Source organism: Bacteroidota bacterium (assembly GCA_016706865.1).
Taxonomy (GTDB): Bacteria; Bacteroidota; Bacteroidia; order Chitinophagales; family BACL12; genus UBA7236.
Genome location: JADJIS010000003.1, coordinates 949679 through 967479, shown reverse-complemented (window position 1 = coordinate 967479; position 17801 = coordinate 949679). Strand labels below are relative to the sequence as shown.

At 37.7% G+C, this 17801-nt stretch carries 9 protein-coding genes; 3 read left to right on the top strand and 6 right to left on the bottom strand.

Going from position 1 to position 17801, the window contains the following annotated elements; genetic code table 11:
• Positions 1-37: 37 nt before the first annotated feature.
• The 3 genes from IPI31_13520 to IPI31_13510 all read right to left on the bottom strand — a co-directional run bounded on the left by IPI31_13520 (position 38) and on the right by IPI31_13510 (position 11428).
• Positions 38-3511 carry a PKD domain-containing protein gene (locus IPI31_13520; protein ID MBK7568835.1) on the bottom strand — a complete coding sequence of 1158 codons (3474 nt, stop codon included), beginning with the start codon at positions 3509-3511 and terminating at the stop codon, positions 38-40.
• 14 nt (positions 3512-3525) lie between these two features.
• Positions 3526-5553, bottom strand: coding sequence for a hypothetical protein (locus IPI31_13515; protein MBK7568834.1), 2028 nt, complete (start codon positions 5551-5553; stop codon positions 3526-3528).
• 562 nt (positions 5554-6115) lie between these two features.
• Positions 6116-11428, bottom strand: a complete 5313-nt coding sequence (locus IPI31_13510) for a T9SS type A sorting domain-containing protein (protein ID MBK7568833.1) — start codon at positions 11426-11428, stop codon at positions 6116-6118.
• Positions 11429-11588: 160 nt separating this feature from the next.
• On the opposite strand from IPI31_13510, the gene IPI31_13505 reads away from it, so the two are divergent.
• Positions 11589-13019 carry a sigma-54-dependent Fis family transcriptional regulator gene (locus IPI31_13505; GenBank protein ID MBK7568832.1) on the top strand — a complete coding sequence of 477 codons (1431 nt, stop codon included), beginning with the start codon at positions 11589-11591 and terminating at the stop codon, positions 13017-13019.
• A gap of 23 nt (positions 13020-13042) precedes the next feature.
• Here IPI31_13505 and IPI31_13500 read toward each other — a convergent pair whose 3' ends face one another.
• The 3 genes from IPI31_13500 to IPI31_13490 form a co-directional block, all read right to left on the bottom strand.
• Positions 13043-13666 (bottom strand): response regulator, encoded by a 624-nt coding sequence (locus IPI31_13500; GenBank protein ID MBK7568831.1) that lies wholly within the window; start codon positions 13664-13666, stop codon positions 13043-13045.
• The gene (locus IPI31_13495; protein ID MBK7568830.1) at positions 13635-14753 is read right to left on the bottom strand and encodes a hypothetical protein; all 1119 of its coding nucleotides are present in this window, start codon (positions 14751-14753) and stop codon (positions 13635-13637) included. Before IPI31_13495 ends, IPI31_13500 begins: the two co-directional genes overlap by 32 nt.
• Positions 14754-14815: 62 nt before the next feature.
• Positions 14816-15640: a hypothetical protein gene (locus IPI31_13490; protein ID MBK7568829.1), complete on the bottom strand. Its 825-nt coding sequence runs from the start codon at positions 15638-15640 to the stop codon at positions 14816-14818.
• A gap of 144 nt (positions 15641-15784) precedes the next feature.
• On the opposite strand from IPI31_13490, the gene IPI31_13485 reads away from it, so the two are divergent.
• Positions 15785-16468 carry a response regulator transcription factor gene (locus IPI31_13485; protein MBK7568828.1) on the top strand — a complete coding sequence of 228 codons (684 nt, stop codon included), beginning with the start codon at positions 15785-15787 and terminating at the stop codon, positions 16466-16468.
• A complete protein-coding gene (locus IPI31_13480; GenBank protein MBK7568827.1) occupies positions 16469-17518 on the top strand; it encodes a sensor histidine kinase in 1050 nt (349 codons plus the stop codon).
• The last annotated feature ends 283 nt before the right edge of the window (positions 17519-17801 follow it).

Here is a 17801-nt window from a genome sequence, read left to right as displayed (position 1 = left end):
CAAAACTGAAGCTCCTTTTTATAAATTTTATATGTGTTTATTTTGTTAATACTATTGGCTTGGAAGCGCTATCACTTCCGCTAATAATATTCAACTGGTAAACACCTGCTGCAAAAGTTGACATATCAATTGTATAAGTAGCCGAAACAACAGTTGCAGGAGAATTACTCCAAACAATTTGTCCGAGATTATTTAACAATTCCAATGTTATTTCTTTTGACTCTGCAAATTCTATCGAAACATTTGCAACATCACTGGTTGGGTTAGGATGAACAGTAACTGCATCAGCTAAAGTTATATCCTTAACATCATCACCAAGTTCAAGAACAAAACTATAGAAGTCAGTTCCACAACCATTAGTTACTGTGAGTGTTACAGTGTAAGCACCTTCAACTGCATAAGTATGTGAAGGATTAGCAGTTGTTGAAGTTCCACCATCACCAAAGCTCCAATTGTAAGAAGCTCCGTCTGTTGAAGTGTTGGTAAATACCACTGTTAATCCTGTTGCAGTAGCTATGAAGTTTGCTACAGGTGTGTAGTTAACGGTAACTGAAACGTTATCTGTTATTGAACAACCTGTGGTTGGATTTGTGATGGTAACACTATAAATACCTGTTACTGTAACAGCAATTGTTTGTGTTGTTTCACCAGTGCTCCAAACATAAGTACTTCCTACGTTACCGGCATCAAGTATAACTTCATCGCAAACGGTCATGTTTGGTCCGAGTTCAATTGATGGTGTTGCTAAAGATGTTAAAGTAACACACAACATATCATTCGTTTCGTCTTCATCACCGCTGATATCTGTCCAAACACAAATATCATAGTCGCCAGGTGCAGTAAAGTCGTAGTCTACATCAAATGTGTAGGTTCCTGTTCCGCCCGGAGTGATAGTTACAGTAGCAAACGCTGATTCAATAGGACCCACGCCCACCTGATATTTAACAGGGAATGTAGAAACTGTGGAAGGACCAAAGTTCTCAATAGTGATACTGATCTCTTCCAATCCCATTCCGCAACCACCTACCGGTGAAAGTAATTCAATTACACCTAAGTCAACCGGTGCGCAAAGTTTTATATAATCATAAATGTTTTGCAACAAGTTTTGAGCATCCGGGCTTGGTGAATGGAAGTAAGGTGGAGTCATACCACCGAATATTACATGTCCATCTCCCCAGCCTTTATCAGCAAGTATATATCTTGAAGGATCGAAACTATCGATAATGATAGGTTCAATTGATCCACCAGATACGGAAGCATGTCCGAAGCTACCACCGGTATAATCAGTAGTGATAGGAGTGAAAGGTCCGTTAAATATCGGATGAGCAGCATCAAATGCCGTTACACTGCCGGAATACCAGCCATAATACAGATCAACACCATCAAATCCGAAGTCCATACCATCACCTTCGTTCGGAGCGGAATTCAACAATAGATTTCCACCTGAAGCAACCCAGTTTTCTACAAAATCACCATTGGTGCCAAGGAAGGTTTCCAGTTCATTTGCCTGTGCATCAGAACCTTCAAGGTAAACAAAACATGTATTCTCATCAAATACTTCAAATACATCAAGAGTTTCCACATATTCGAGGAACCATCCATCGTCACCAAACACGGCATCCATAGCTTCTGAATTAGAAGTTACATACCAAGGTTCAGAACCGCCATAAACATTTGAATAAATGTAATATGCATCAGACCCTGTAACAGGTAACAAATTGATGATTGTTGAATTAAGTGTATCATTTGTAAGATCTGCATCCGTAACAAGTTCAGTCCATGATTTGAACGCATAAGGACCATCAGCTGCAAAATCTTCGGTAGCAACGAAAGTCATAATTGCAGTTCCACCCACAGGTAAAACACCAGGGAAGAATTCAGTATGAACAGTTCCAGCTACACCAACCTGATAAGCAACATTAAATCCACTTTGTTCTAATGTTCCGAAGTTCTGAAGTAAAACGCTCACAATTTCAGCACCGGTAAGATCTACCGCTGAACTTGGTGTAATTACATCAACCACTCCAATATCATTAGCAAAAGGATCCTGAATCTTAACGTTATCGAAGGCAATACCATCGTTAAAGTTATAATATGTATCTGAAGCAAATACAAATCTAAAACGAACAGAAGGTTGTCCTGCTAGGAAACTCATATCAAAATGAGCGTGTTTCCAACCAGAACTGCTGCCATCCCATCCACGATAATCGCTTATATAGAATGTTGGCCACATACCATAACAGTTGTAGCTGTTATACCAGTTTACACCTTCACCAACTGTACCTAAATCGTTCCAGCTTGCACCTTCATCCAAAGTATATTGAACTTTTGAACCATCAGAATACGCCTGAATATCCCAGTTCACATCAAATTCTATATATGGTAACACAAGGGGTGTAAAGTCCATACATGGTGAAAGAATATACGATTTTTCATTGTTGTTATAGTAACTATCGAGATCTGTTGTCCATGAGAATAAACTTCCAGGAGTTGCAGGTGGAGCACCTGTAATTGCAAATCCTGCAGGACTACCTAATTCCCAGGTTGAATTACTACCACCTTCTAACCATCCACCGCTACCGGATTCAAAATCCTGATAGTAAGGGAAAGAGGTAATATTTGGAACATTATCTACAGTATAATAAGTAGTATCATTTGAATAAATAGTATCCAAAGGCAATTCTGTCCATGTAACGATATTATATGTTCCAATCGCTGCCATATTTGCTCCGGCTGCGAAGGTGAAGTCAACTGACGCACCAACATCTATAGTACCTGGAACAGTTTCTGTAACAATTGGACCTAGATTTATCTGGTAACTTACCTGAACATCTGTTTGTGGAAGGAAACCATAGTTTTTAACTTTTATGGTTACATCCTCATCACCCGACAAACCGCATGAAGAAACAGGCGACAATGCTGACTGAACACCCATGTCATGATCAGATAAAGTACAAGTTGCCAGGTAAGCAATTAAATTTTTGCGGAAATTAGCCGCCTCCGTTAATGGAGAATGGAAGTCTACTGAAGTCATACCACCAAAAATTACTGTACCTGCTCCCCATGATTTTTCAGAACATATTATTCTGTCCGGAGAAAAAATATCATATAATATATTAGTAGCATCAACAGCAGCTACACTTGCGTGTCCGTAAGATCCTCCCGACATAGCTGTTGAAGTAGGTGTGAAAGGACCTGAAAATACCGGATGTACAGGAAGTGATGCATCAACGTTTCCTGAATACCAAGGATAATTTAAAGTGGTGCCATCAAAACCAAATGACATTCCATCACCTTCGTTTGGAGCAGCATTTAGTAGTAAATGACCACCGGAAGCTACCCAATCTTCGATAAGACCAATATTAGTAGTTAAGAAATTTTCGAGTTCAATTGCATGTCCATCGGAACCTTCCATAAATACAAAACATGTTCCTAAACCAAATACAACTGCAGGATCCAAGGTTTCATAATAGTCGAGGGTCCATTCACCAACTCCAAAAACGTCATTCATTGCTGTAGTATTGGTTATAGTATACCAAGGTTCACCACCTGTGGTATTACTATATATATATAATATGCACTTGTACCGGATATCGGAAGTAAACTACTCACCGTTTCGGTTATAGTATCATTATACAGATCTTCGTCGGTACCAAGGTCGGTCCATGCTGTAAATTCATAATCTCCAATCAGACTTAAGTCTTCTGTTGAAGAAAAATAATGAATAGCAGTTAAACCCGGATCAACAGTTCCAGTAAAGGTTTCAGTTACAACTGAACCACCGTCCATTTGATATGAAACATCAAAACCGGTTTGAGAAAGAGTTCCAAAATTTTTAATCACAACAGATATAGGTTCTGTTGCAGTTTTTCCAGGACCAGAGTTTGGTTCATATATAGATGTTACGCCCACATCGTTAGGGAAAAGGTCTGAAACTTTAAAATTATCGAAAGCAAATCCGTCGTAGTAGTTCCAATAAGAATCGGCACCATAAACTATTCTGATCTTTACTGAAGGTTGACCTGCAAGGAAAGAAAGATCATGGTAAGCATGTTTCCAGCCACCACTATTTCCATCCCAACCTCTATAATCTGTTAGGTAGAAATCAGGCCACATACCGTATACATTTAAGGTATTGTACCAATTTGTACCCGTGCCCACATTGCCCAGATCACTCCAGGTGTAACCGGCATCGGTTGAATATTGAACTTTGGCACCATCAGAATATGTTTGTGTATCCCAGTTGATATCCATTTCAAGGTAAGGAAAAACCAAAGTTGTGAAATCGAGACAAGGAGAAATAACATATGATTTTTCGTTGTCGTTATAATATCCTGTTAAACTAGTAGTCCATGAATTCAAGCTTCCCGGAGTTGCTGGAGGTGGTCCAACAATTGCAAAACCAGCAGGATCGCCGAGTTCCCAAGTGCTTAATGCTCCACCAAGAGTCCATCCTGCTGCACCATCCTCATAATCTTCAAAATATGGGAAGGAAGTAATCACCGGAATATTTTCAACTGTTACGTTGAGATCGTCATTAGCCGGATCTTCATCAGTAGGCAGTGAAACCCAAACATGAAAGTCGTAAGTTCCAAGAGCCGCTACATCAGCAGGCACAGAGAAAGTATGCGTATAAGTAGAACCTGCTAAAATCGGACCTGCAATAATATCAGTAATTACAGGACCTACACCTAATTGATAACTTACAGAAACACTTGTTTCATCATTAGTTCCGTAGTTTTTAAAATTTGCAATCACATCTTCAACGCCCATTCCACATCCATTGGAAGGGTTAACCAAGGTCATAGAAGCCATATCATGATCTGGAATTTCGTAATAAGCCAGATAATAGATAATGTTCCACAAAAGGTTAGTAGCTTCAAAACTCGGATAATGAAAATTGGAAGTTGTCATGCCGCCAAAACAAACAATACCATCTGCACCGTATCTTCCTTCTGAAAGAGCTACTGTTGTAGGAGTGAAGGAGTCAACGATTAACGGGGTAATATCTGTACCTGACACACTTGCATGTGAAAAGGAAGAACCTGTCCAATCGAGACCAGTAGGTGTGTAAGGGCCGTTAAATATAGGATGCATCGCATCAGTTGCCGTTACATCACTTGACCCACCCCAATAAGTAAGGTTCACATCACCAAAATAGAATGACATTCCGTCGCCTTCATTTGGTGCTGAATTAAGTAGAAGTCTTCCTCCACCGTTAACCCAGGTCTCAATAAGATCAGAGTTCACAGAAAGGAATGATTCCAGTTCATCCGCGAAACCATCAGAACCTTCCAGGAACACAAAGTTTGTGTTGGAAGAAAAGATGAATTCCGGATCGCAGGTCTCAAAGAAATCCTGAAACCAACCACCAACTCCGAAAACTCCGTTCATAGCTTCCGTATTTGTAGTTGTATACCAGGGCTCAGCTCCGCCATAGGCATTTGAGTAAATGTAATAATTGTTATCGCCTCCGGCGAAAACGCTTCGTGTAGAAATAAATGCCAATAAAATTAATACACGTTTGAGAAGTGTTGGTAGGTGTTTTATCATAATGCCTTAAAATTGAATGATTAAATCGCAATTAAGTGCCTAAAGTAATACATACTTTTTGTTTTTTATAAAATATTTGTGTTAAAAAATGGTCAATCTTAACAGGCCTGTGGATTATTGTGAATTTAGGTGTGTTTGTAAAATCTTGCAATAAAACGGAAATCAAATTTTATTTACAATTATTCTATTAATTAAATGTATTTTAATAATTGGAAAATTAAATTTTAAATTACGGTATTAAAATAAATTAGTTGAAATAAAAATTAGTGATTAAAAAATATTTTGTTCGTATGATAATTTAATCTGAATTAAATTCTGTCTTGAATTAAAATAAATAAACCGATTCAGGGTGGATTATAATTTTAATAATTACGTGTAAACAAAAACAATATTCAATAATTAAATTGTCGCCTATAAATTAGCTGGGTAGCAGTCTTTAGCGAAGATTAAAATTTACAGTACAATTTTATTTGCAGTATTTTATTTATATAAATAAAAAAAAAGAGGCCTCCAGGAGGCCTCTTTTAAATTAAAGAGTGAAATTATTTTAACCCTGACTAAATTATTTACTAAGAATTATTTGTTTAGTTGTTGTTGCATTTTCACTTGAAATATTTAATTGATAAACACCACTTGCAAAAGGAGTCATATTTATTTCAAATGTTGCTGTAGTTATGGGACCCGGATGAGCAGACCATACGGTTTGACCTAAAGTATTCACCAATTCCAGTGTCAGATCTTCTGCTTCTGTCATGTTGATAGTTACAGTAGTATTGTCGGATGTTGGGTTAGGATATACACTAATTGCATCCGCTAAAGTGATGTCATTAATTGCATCTCCAACCTCGATCACGAAACTATAAAAGTCTGAACCACAACCATTTGTTACTGTAAGAGTTACTGTATAAGCACCTTCTACTGCATATGTATGTGAAGGATTGGCAGTAGTTGATGTTCCTCCATCTCCAAAACTCCAGTTATATGCAGCTCCATCGGTTGAAAGGTTGGTAAATACTACCGTTAAACCTGTTGTTACTGAACTAAAGTCAGCAATTGGTGTGTAGTTTACAGTTACACTAATTTCATCAGTAACGGAACAACCCGAAGTTGGATTAGTAATGGTAACGGAATAAACTCCTGTTACAGTAACAGAAATTGTTTGAGTTGTTTCACCTGTACTCCATAAGTAGGTGCTTCCAACATTTAAGGCATCAAGTATAACTTCATCACACACGGTCATGTTTGGTCCAAATTCGATTGATGGAGTTGCAAATGATTCTAAATCTGTAGATAAAAGGTCGTTTGTTTCATCTTCATCTCCACTAAAATCTGTCCAGGCAACAAGAGTATGCGGTCCGGCAACAGACATATCGGCTGTTGCATCAAAAGTATATGTATACGTTCCTCCAACCGGTATTGGACCAGGAGCTGTTTCCACAACAATCGGGTCAGCGTCAAGTTGGAATTTTACCGGAGTGTTTGTTACTGTGGTTGGACCATAATTGGTGATCACAATTGTTACTTCCTCGTTCGCTGTCATTCCGCATCCTCCTATTGGAGTTACTAATTCGGAAACACCAATATCAACCGGAGTACACAATTTCAAATAATCGATAATATTCTGACGAAGGTTTTGAGCTTCCGCAGCAGGAGTATAATATTCAGGCACGCTCATGTTTCCGAATATAACACGACCATCACCCCAGGTTTTTTCCGATAATAAATAACAATCAGCACAATACAGGTCATTTATAATTGGAGTTATGCCTAAACCTGTTGTTTTAGCATAACCGACATAAAATCCATAAAGATCAGCCGTAACAGGAATGAAAGGTCCGTTGAGGATAGGGTGTGCAGGATCTGTTGCCATTGTATTATAAGTATACCAAGGATAATCAACAGTAACTCCTCCAAATCCAACTGAACCACCATCACCTTCCCACGGAGATGCATTGATAAATAAATTACCACCTGATGCTACCCATCCTTCTATTAAATCTGAATTTTCATTAAAGAAAGACTCAAATTCGCTCCAGTGATTTTCGCTGGCTTCTAAGAATATGAAACAATTCACCTCGCTGAAAACGGAGTAAATATCCATAGATTCATAATAATTAAGGAACCATGCATCATCTCCGAAAACTTCATCCATAGCTGTGGAATTTGAATTCAGATAACCTGGTTCGAAACCAACAAATTCACTATAAATATAGTAAGCACCTGTTCCTGACACCGGTTCAAAATTAACCACCGGTTGACAACCAGGAAGTTCATCATTAGTGATATCCTCATCTGTAGCAAGGGAAGTCCATGCACAAATGGTATAAATTCCAGGAGCACTAAGATCAGCTGTGGTAGCGAAAGTAAATACTTCTGTTTCACCAATATCAAGTGTGCCGGTGAAAGTTTCAGTAACAACTAAACCCGCGTCAACCTGATAGGAAACTGGGAAAAGTGTTTGTGAAAGAAGTCCGAAATTTGTTACGTTAACTGACACCACCTCGGTAGAAGTGAGATCAACACCAGAAACCGGTGTAACCAGATCTGTAACACCAATATCATTCGGGAATGGATCTTGAAGTCGGAAGTTATCAAGACCAATACCATCAAAATTATATATACCATCAGCTGCAAAGAAGAAACGGAATTTCACATCGGTTTCACCAGCAAGGAATGATACATCGTGATGAGCTGTAACCCAACCAGGACCATTCCCAACCCAACCATTCTCTTCACCTAATGCAATTCCATAATTAGTATACCAGTTGTCACCGGTTCCAATATCTCCTAGGAGTGTCCAGGAAGCACCTCCATCGGTGGAATATTCCAATTGTAAACCATCCCAGAATTCTTCAGTCACCCACCAAAGGTCAACTTCAACATATGGTATTAATAATGAGGTCATATCGAAACAAGGCGATTCTAAATAACTTGTTTCGCCATCGTTATAATTTGCTAATAAACTAGTGGCCCATGAGTACTGGCTTCCTGGTGTTGCCACAGGTGGAGTATTAATAACGGGACCATCAGGATATCCAAGTTCCCAAGTGGAAGCAGCACCGGAGGCAACCCATCCTGATTCTCCACCTGATTCCCAGGTTTGGAAATAAGGGAATGTTGAAATTACCGGTATATTAACGATATTAACATTAGATGTATCATTACTATAAATGGTATCTAAAGGTAATTCTGTCCATGAAACCAGATCATAATCAGTTATACCTGCAAGGTTTACGGTAGCTGAAAAAGTGTAATCTATAGATGCTCCTACTTCAAGGGTACCCGGAACGGTTTCTGTAACTACACCGCCTCCATCTAACTCATAGGAAACCTGAACATCTGTTTGAGGAAGGAAACCATAATTTCTAACTTTAATGATAACAGGTTCAATAGCAGTAAGTCCGCAAGCTGTTTGTGGAGATAAAATAGATTGTACTCCAACATCATGATCAGATATTGTACAAATTGCAAGATAGGATATGAGATTTTTTCTAAAATTCTGAGCTTCGGTGAATGGGCCATGGAAGTCTGTCATGGTCATTCCTCCGAAAATTACAATTCCGGCTCCCCAATATTTTTCTGCAAGTACAATTTTATCAGGATTAAATGAATCGTAAAGAATAGGCGTTAAATCGTCACCTGAAACTGTTGCGTGTCCATATGATCCACCTGTCATGGAAGTTGCAGTTGGTGTAAAAGGACCAGCCCAAACCGGATGACCCGGGTCAGAGGCTTCCACATTGCCTGTGAACCACGAATAATCGAGGTGAACATCATCAAAACCTAAGTTCATTCCATCTCCCTCATTTGGAGCAGCATTTATTAATAAATGCCCGCCCGATGCAACCCAGTTCTGCATAGCAGTCATATTTGCATTCAGAAATAATTCCATTTCATCGGCATGGCTATCAGATCCTTCCAAATAAATGAAACAAGTTCCTGTGCCAAATAATACAGCAGGGTCAACAGTTTCATAAAAATCTGTGGTCCATTCGCCAACGCCAAAAACATCGTCCATATGGGCATCGTTTGAAACTACGTACCAAGGTTCAAAACCGGTAACATTGCTATAAATATAATAGGCTGCAGTTCCGGTAAGTGGTTCAAGGTTGCTGATAGTTTCAATTAGTGTATCATTTAATAGATCTTCATCCGGTGCCAGAGAGGTCCAGGCTTTAAATATGTAATCTCCATCAACACTTAAGTCAGCGGTGCTAGAAAAAGTATGAATTCCAGATTCACCTGCAGCTAAAGTACCTGTAAAGGTTTCTGTATAAATTGGACCTGCATCCACACGATAGGAAACTGGAAAACCGGTTTGTGTAATGGTTCCAAAATTGGTCACCTCAACGGAAACGGTTTCAATATCGGTAAGTGAGGGACCTGAAGTAGGGTCAACAACATCGGTAACACCTACATCATTAGGATAAGGATCGCCGATCCAAACATTATCAAAGGCAAATCCGTCGTTAAAATTCCAGTAGTTGCTGGATGCAAAAACGAATCTCAACTTAACAGAAGATTCTCCTGCAAGGAAAGTAAGATCATGATAGGCGTGTAACCAACCGGCACTATTTCCCGACCATCCATTGTAATCATCGATATAAAATGTTGGATACATTGCATAACATGCGTCGTGGTTATACCAGTTTTCGCCGGTTCCTATTCCTCCAAGATCTGACCATGTAGCACCGCCGTCGATTGAATATTGCATTTTAGCACCATCATCATATAATTGAATATCATAATTAAGGTCGAATTCAATAAATGGCAACAAAAGGGTTGAAAAATCGAGACATGGAGAAACCACATACGATTTTTCATTAAGATTATAATAGTCCGTAAGTGAGGTAGTCCATGAATTTAAACTTCCGGGTGTTGGAGGGGGAGGTCCTACTATGGCAAATCCAGCAGGTTCGCCGAGTTCCCACGAACTTTCTGTTCCACCCGAAACCCAACCTGCCGAACCATCTTCAAAATCCTGATAATAAGGAAAAGTTACTATGGTAGGAATTGAAGTAAGTGACTTGTCACTAGCATCATCAAGGGGTTCAATATCCGGTGCATAAATAGTATATGCTGTTATAAAATAATCACCAATATTGGAGAGATCAATACTTGTAGCAAAAGTATATTCTATAGAAGTAAGGGAAGGAATAACGGCTCCCGTATATGCTTCAGTAACAACAGGCAATAAACCAAGAACAGGATCCGTTACCTGATAAGCAATATCAAAATCACCGGAAGGTTCTGTACCAAGATTTGTGATAGTAACTGTTAATGGGGTAATACCGAGATCGCAACCACTTGACAGACCAATAATGGAAGTAACTCCAAGATCATAAGGTCCTGCTGCAGGTATATTAATAGAATAATCCTCAGCTTCGCCATAGGTGTAATAGCCAACAGAACAAGGATCAATAGGTTCGCCGGGAAAGTAAACGCACATAACCCTCATGCGAGTTGTACCGGGCAATGCAGTAAAGGGTACTGTAAAATTTATAGTACCTGTAATTCCCGGGTCAAGTACAAGATCAGAAGCGGCTAACTTTTCATCATCTGTAAACACTTCATCCTGATTCCAGTCGATCCATGCATTATAGGTTTCTGTCCAGGAAGGTGTGTTATACAAAATCAGGTCATAGGCTAAACCGGGATTGAGTAGAGTAGAAAGGTCGGTATAATCGTTCAAATCTTCACCCGCACCGGTGAAATTTGAAATATCCCCCAACTCCACACCGTCAATATAATCTCCATCACCAGTTCCGACTGTGTAGTCGGGCGTGCAGTATTGAGCACTTACATTATTGGATAAAAGAAATAATCCCAAAAGAAGCGTTGCACCTTTCAGGAGGGTTTGTAAAGTTCGAATCATAAGTCGCTGATTAAGTATGAAAATATTAGAATGTGTAAATTTAGTGTGCCACTTCTCAAATTTAAAAATAATTTATCAATTTTTTTAGTTGGTAAATTGGAGAAATTTGTTTGAATTTATCTGATTATATTTGAGCGTCCATTTAAAAACAGATGTAAATATGCGCCCTTCGGTATTGATAATTGATGATGACCCGACTTTTTGCCTGATGCTGAAAAGTTTTTTAAGCAAAAAAGAATTTGCTACTGCCACTGCCTTTTCAGGAGCTGAGGCAATTTTGCAGGTAAAAAAAGAGAATTTTGATGTTATACTCAGCGATTTCCGTTTACCCGATACAGATGGGTTGGAATTATTAAAGGAGATACGGGAAATAAAACCCGGAATGCCTGTAATTATTATGACATCTTATGCTGATATTCGGATCGCTGTTAAAGCCATGCAGAACGGCGCCTATGAATATGTTACAAAACCTGTAAATCCAGATGAAATATTATTGACCATCAATAATGCATTAAAAAGAGAAAAGGAAACGGTTGCTATAATTCCTCCATTACAGAATTCAGAGAATAAAAATCCGACTTCGAAAAAGAATTCCACAAAAAACATGTTTGAATATGTGGAAGGTGAAAGCGATACCGCAAAAAGAATAATGTCGTATATTGATGTTGTTGCACCTACCAATTTATCGGTTATCATACACGGTGAAAGTGGAACGGGAAAAGAATATGTTGCAAAAATGATACATCAAAAGAGCAAAAGGATGCATAAGCCTTTTGTATCTATTGACTGTGGTGCTTTGAGCAGAGAATTAGCTGCAAGTGAATTATTCGGACATATAAAAGGGTCGTTTACAGGAGCAATAGTTGACAAAACCGGACAATTTGTATTTGCTGAAGGAGGAACTTTATTTCTTGATGAGATCGGGAATTTATCCTATGAAATTCAAGTGCAATTATTGCGTGCGATCCAGGAAAGAAAAATACGAAAGATCGGCAGTAACCAGGATGTGGAGATTGATGTAAGAATTATTGTAGCAACAAACGAAGATCTGCAGGAAAGTGTAAAAAAAGGAGCCTTCAGAGAAGACCTTTATCACAGGTTGAATGAATTTACGATGGTAGTTCCTTCTTTGCGCGACAGGGGAGAAGATGTTGGACTTTTTGCCGAACATTTTTTAAATCTTGCAAATCAGGAATTAAATAAAGAAGTGGATGATTTTGATGATGAAGTAAAAGCGATCTTTAAAAAATATTCCTGGCCGGGTAATCTTCGGGAATTACGCAATGTAGTTCGCCGTGCAGTGCTGCTTACTTCCGGCTCGTTGGTAAAAAAAGAAACTTTACCACACGAAATAGTTTTTGAAAAACGAGAAGATACTTCTGTTAATAACTTAAATCATCAACCTATAGAACAGCAACCAGGCGATCTGAAATCACTTGCTGAAAAAACAGAAAAAGAAATGATTATTAATACTTTAATTAAAGTAAATTATAATAAAAGCAAGGCTGCAACAATTCTTAAGATCGACCGCAAAACTTTATATAATAAAATGAAATTATATAAAATACTTACGGGGACTGATGAAAACTAAGTGTGGTTATATAAAAATTAAATTCAATAAACATCTACTTTAAGTCTGCTGCATTCCTGATCGAGTTTTACATATAATTCTTTACTCACGGATTCTACTTTGGTGTATAGATTCCAGATATCGATTTCGGACTTATCCTGAATGATCTCCAATTGTTTTAATTCAGGAATAATTTCATAAACGTGAAAATGATTATAGGATGGAAGCATTTTATGTGCAGTATTCCGAATTGTATGAAAGTCTTTTTTTGTTACTGCATCTTTTAAGGTGAATAAATTTAGTGAATTATTGTGGATGAACGATTCAATTATAGAAATTAAAATTGAGGTGTCATTATCAGCGAATTTTTTTATTTCATCCAGATCATAAATCTCCGTTTGTTCAGATTTTTCAGACGAATCCTTTTCATCTTTATTTTCACCTATCACAACAGGGGCGTATTTCCCTATCATATTCAGAAGCTCTTTCTCTTTATAGGGTTTCAATAAGATATCGTTAAAACCGCTTTGTCGGATCTTCTCCAGGTCGTTTTGCATAACATTTGCAGTTAATGCAATAAGTGGCACTTGTAAATATTGTTCACGAATTTTATTTGCAAGCATATAACCATCTACCTCAGGCATATGCAGGTCGGCAAATAATATCAAAACTTTGCATCTCAATTTTTTCCAATGCAACTTTTCCATTATTTGCTACTGAGATATGAGCACCATGTTTTATTAAAATAATTTCCGCCAACATTAAATTAAATGGTTCATCATCAACGATCAAAATTTCAAGCCCATGCAGGTCTGATTTTTTTCCGGCATCCTTATTGTTAATTTCTTTTTCTTTAGTAGATGCTATACGCATTGGCAATGCAATTGTAAAAGCTGACCCTTTCCCAACCTCACTGGTAACGGTTATTTTTCCATTTAATAATTCCGTAATTCTTTTGGAGATCGACAATCCTAATCCTGTACCGCCATATTTTCTTGAAGTAGATTTTTCCGCCTGTTCAAAGGATTCGAAAATGCCATTGATTTTATCAGCAGGAATCCCTATACCGGAATCAGTGATAGTAATCCTGTAATCAATTGAATTTTTGCCTTTAATTCCTTCACATTTTAATTCAACAAATCCCTTTTCGGTAAATTTGATCGCGTTTCCTGTGATATTATAAAGAATTTGTTTAACTCTGAAAGGATCCCCAACTATCAGTTCATCGCAATTATCATAAATGAAAGTATTTAACTGTAATCCTTTTTCCTCTGCTTTAATTTCAAGTATGGATGCAATTTCTTCTATTACATCTTTCATTAAAAAGGGATGTTCGTCGATGGCAAGTTTACCGGCTTCAATTTTCGATAGATCGAGAATATCATTTACCGTGTTCAATAAATGAGATCCAGCATTGGAAACTGCCTTTAAATATTTTCGTTGAGATGATTTCAAGGTGGTATTTTCCAATTGTTCAGAAAATCCTATTATTGCATTCAAAGGTGTTCGTATTTCGTGACTCATATTTGCCAGAAACTCCTCCTTTGCTTTTGCGAGATATTCTGCTTTGTTTCTGGCCTCTATCAACTGCAATTTATAGCGGTTACTCCTTTTAATATCCATTAAAATAACTCCCATAAAAATGACACCGAAAAACAAAGCAGCGGAACCAATATAAAGCATGGTGAGGGAAGATTTTTTTGCATTCGCACTCGCGGCTAATAACAGTGCCTCCGAATTATTTATTTGATCCACCTTTATCCGCTCAATTACCTCGTTTATCTTTTTAATTACTATTTTATCACTCGCCAGAATTTCTAATTCTTTTTTTGTGAGTTGTGTATTATATCTTTTTGTTCATCATCAATCTCCTTAAATATCTTACGCACATCTTCCATATTCAGTGAAGGATTCGCAGCAATTTGATAATTATATGCGGAGTTACTACTTTCATTTTTTACGGAATCACTTAAAATAACAATATTGGTATTCTCAACTGACTTTTTTTCTCTTTTGTTTTTTCCTGAAAATAAATTTGTAAGAAAACCCTCATCCTTTTTTTTACTTTTTTTGTCGTTCTTTTTTGTTTCCGCTTCGGGTTTAGAAATTGCCGGTTTTTTTATTTCAGGTTCATCCTGAGTTTTAGTTTCCTCATTTACACGGTTGGGAATTTCGTTCACCTCTGCAGTAGAGGAAATTTTTTGCATTGCCCTTGTGTTGAGCTGCTCATATTCGCTCGACTGTTTAAATATGACGAGAGAATACATCAGATCGGCCTTATCCTGAAAATATTCACCCAAACTATCCAACGTTTTTTCCGACTGAGCAAATGCCTGATCCTGTTTAAGGTTTTCAAGTTCAATGCTGATATCCTCCATCTCCAGCATGTAATTTTGAAGCGCCGTGTAATCGTTGGTCATAATGAAACTGCGCATGTTTCCATCGGCTTCATGCATGATATTCACGATATCCTGTAATTCTTCAGCAGAATTGTTCGGGGCGGAAAGTGTTTCCACAGAACCCAGAAGTTTATTGAAATTTTGAAAGGCAAAATAAGCTGCAAAGCCGATAAGGATAATGGATATGCCAAACCCGACTATCAATTTAATAGTAAGAGAAGAAGAAGAAGCTTTTTCTGTCATAGTTCCGATGATAAAGGTACCCTTTTTTGGTTAAAATCCTTAAATTGCACTTCCAAAGTAAAGTAGTTGTTTCTTTAACGTTAAATTAACATAATTTTGAGATTGACTTAATACCTCAACCCTAACTTTACATCAAATTCTAATATGCATAACGATAAAATCAAAATATTGATTGTAGATGATGAACCGGATATTCTGGAAGTGATCGAATATAACCTTTTAAAAGAAGATTATGCGGTGATAAGGGCTTCCAATGGTAAAATTGCCTTGGAAAAAGCTATTTCCGAAAAACCGAATCTGATTCTTTTGGATATCATGATGCCGGAAATGGATGGAATTGAAGTTTGTCGTGAACTGCGCAGTATGCGTGAATTTGACAATACCTTAATCGCTTTTCTAACCGCGCGCAACGAAGATTTCACTCAGGTACAGGGTTTTGATGTGGGAGCAGATGATTATATCACAAAACCAATAAAACCCCGCATTCTCCTTAGCAGAATAAAGGCCTTGCTTAGAAGAACCCAAACCGCTGATTCCCATTCTGAAAAAGTTACCTATGGCGACCTGGCGATAGATGAGGAGAAATTTTTAGTGTATGTGAAGGGAGTTCCAATCACACTTGCTAAAAAGGAATTTGAGCTCATACAACTCTTAGCGTCCAAACCGGGAAAGGTTTTTACCCGTCAGGAGATATTTAACAGAATTTGGGGAATGGATGTAATTGTTGGCGACAGAACCATTGATGTGCATATCAGAAAAATAAGGGAAAAAATAGGGGAAGATTTTATTAAAACAATAAAAGGAATTGGTTATAAATTTGACCATTAAATGAAAAATGCCTCCCCGGGGCGGATCGTTTTTGCTTCGTCCTGTATCATATTATTGATCTTGCTCATTCTGGAGCTGCTCGGTTATTTGATTCCTTCGCTGGATTTTCCCGCTTACCAATATCTTATAATCCCGACCATCGTTTTTACCGCAGTATTTCTTGTATTTTATTACACAGTAGAAAAATTTATTTACCGCAAAATAAAATTGGTATATAAAAACATTCATGAATTAAAATCAACCAAAGGAATTGCGGATGAAAAAATGACGATGTCGTCGGATGTAATTTCGGAAGTAAACAATGAAGTATTGGAATGGGCTAAGGAACGCAGCTCGGAAATTGAACTTTTAATTAAACAGGCTGATTACAGAAAAGAATTTTTAGGAAATGTTTCGCATGAATTAAAAACGCCCATCATGAGTATTCAGGGATATCTTGAAACCCTTTCAGATGGCGGTATTCGCGACGAATCGATAAATAATCTTTATATTGAAAAAGCTTTGAAGAATGTTGAACGCATGATCATGATAATTGATGATCTTGTAAATATTTCGATGTTGGAAAGTGGTGAATTAAAACTCGACCTCAAAAAATTTGATGTATGTGAATTAACAAAAGAGGTTTACGAATCATTGGAAATTCAGGCAAAACATTCCAATATAACTTTGGCGATAAAGGAAGGTTGCGACCATGTTTATAATGTTAAAGCAGATGAAAAATTAATACGTGAAGTATTGGTCAACCTTATCAGCAATGCAATTAAATATGGAAAAGATGGAGGATATATTCATGCAGGATTTTACAATATGGGTGAAAATATTCTGATAGAAATTGCCGATAATGGAACAGGTATTTCCAAAGAACATTTAAACCGGGTTTTCGAACGATTTTTCCGTATTGAAAAAAGTCGCTCCCGCGATATGGGCGGAACCGGATTAGGTTTAGCAATTGTGAAACACATAGTTGAAGCGCACGACCAAACCGTAAACGTAAGAAGCACCATCGGCGAAGGATCTACTTTTGGATTTACGTTGAAAAGGTGGAAATGATAGAAGGGGAGGAGGAGTATTAGACGCCCAAAAGATTGAGGTATTCCCAGAACTTATAGTCAGTAGTCAAGAGTCATTAGTCAGGAGAAAATCAATCGGGCTATCGAAGGAAAGCTCTTTATATGAGTAATGAGTTATGAGTAATGAGTTTAGAACTCGGTAGGAGCGGGGTTATTGCTTAACATTCGGCATTCAATAGTTATTATTTAGAAGTTAATTCATCTGGCTTTCGAGGAGCATTCTCACCATTCACTATTCACCACTCACCGTCAAGAGTCACTAG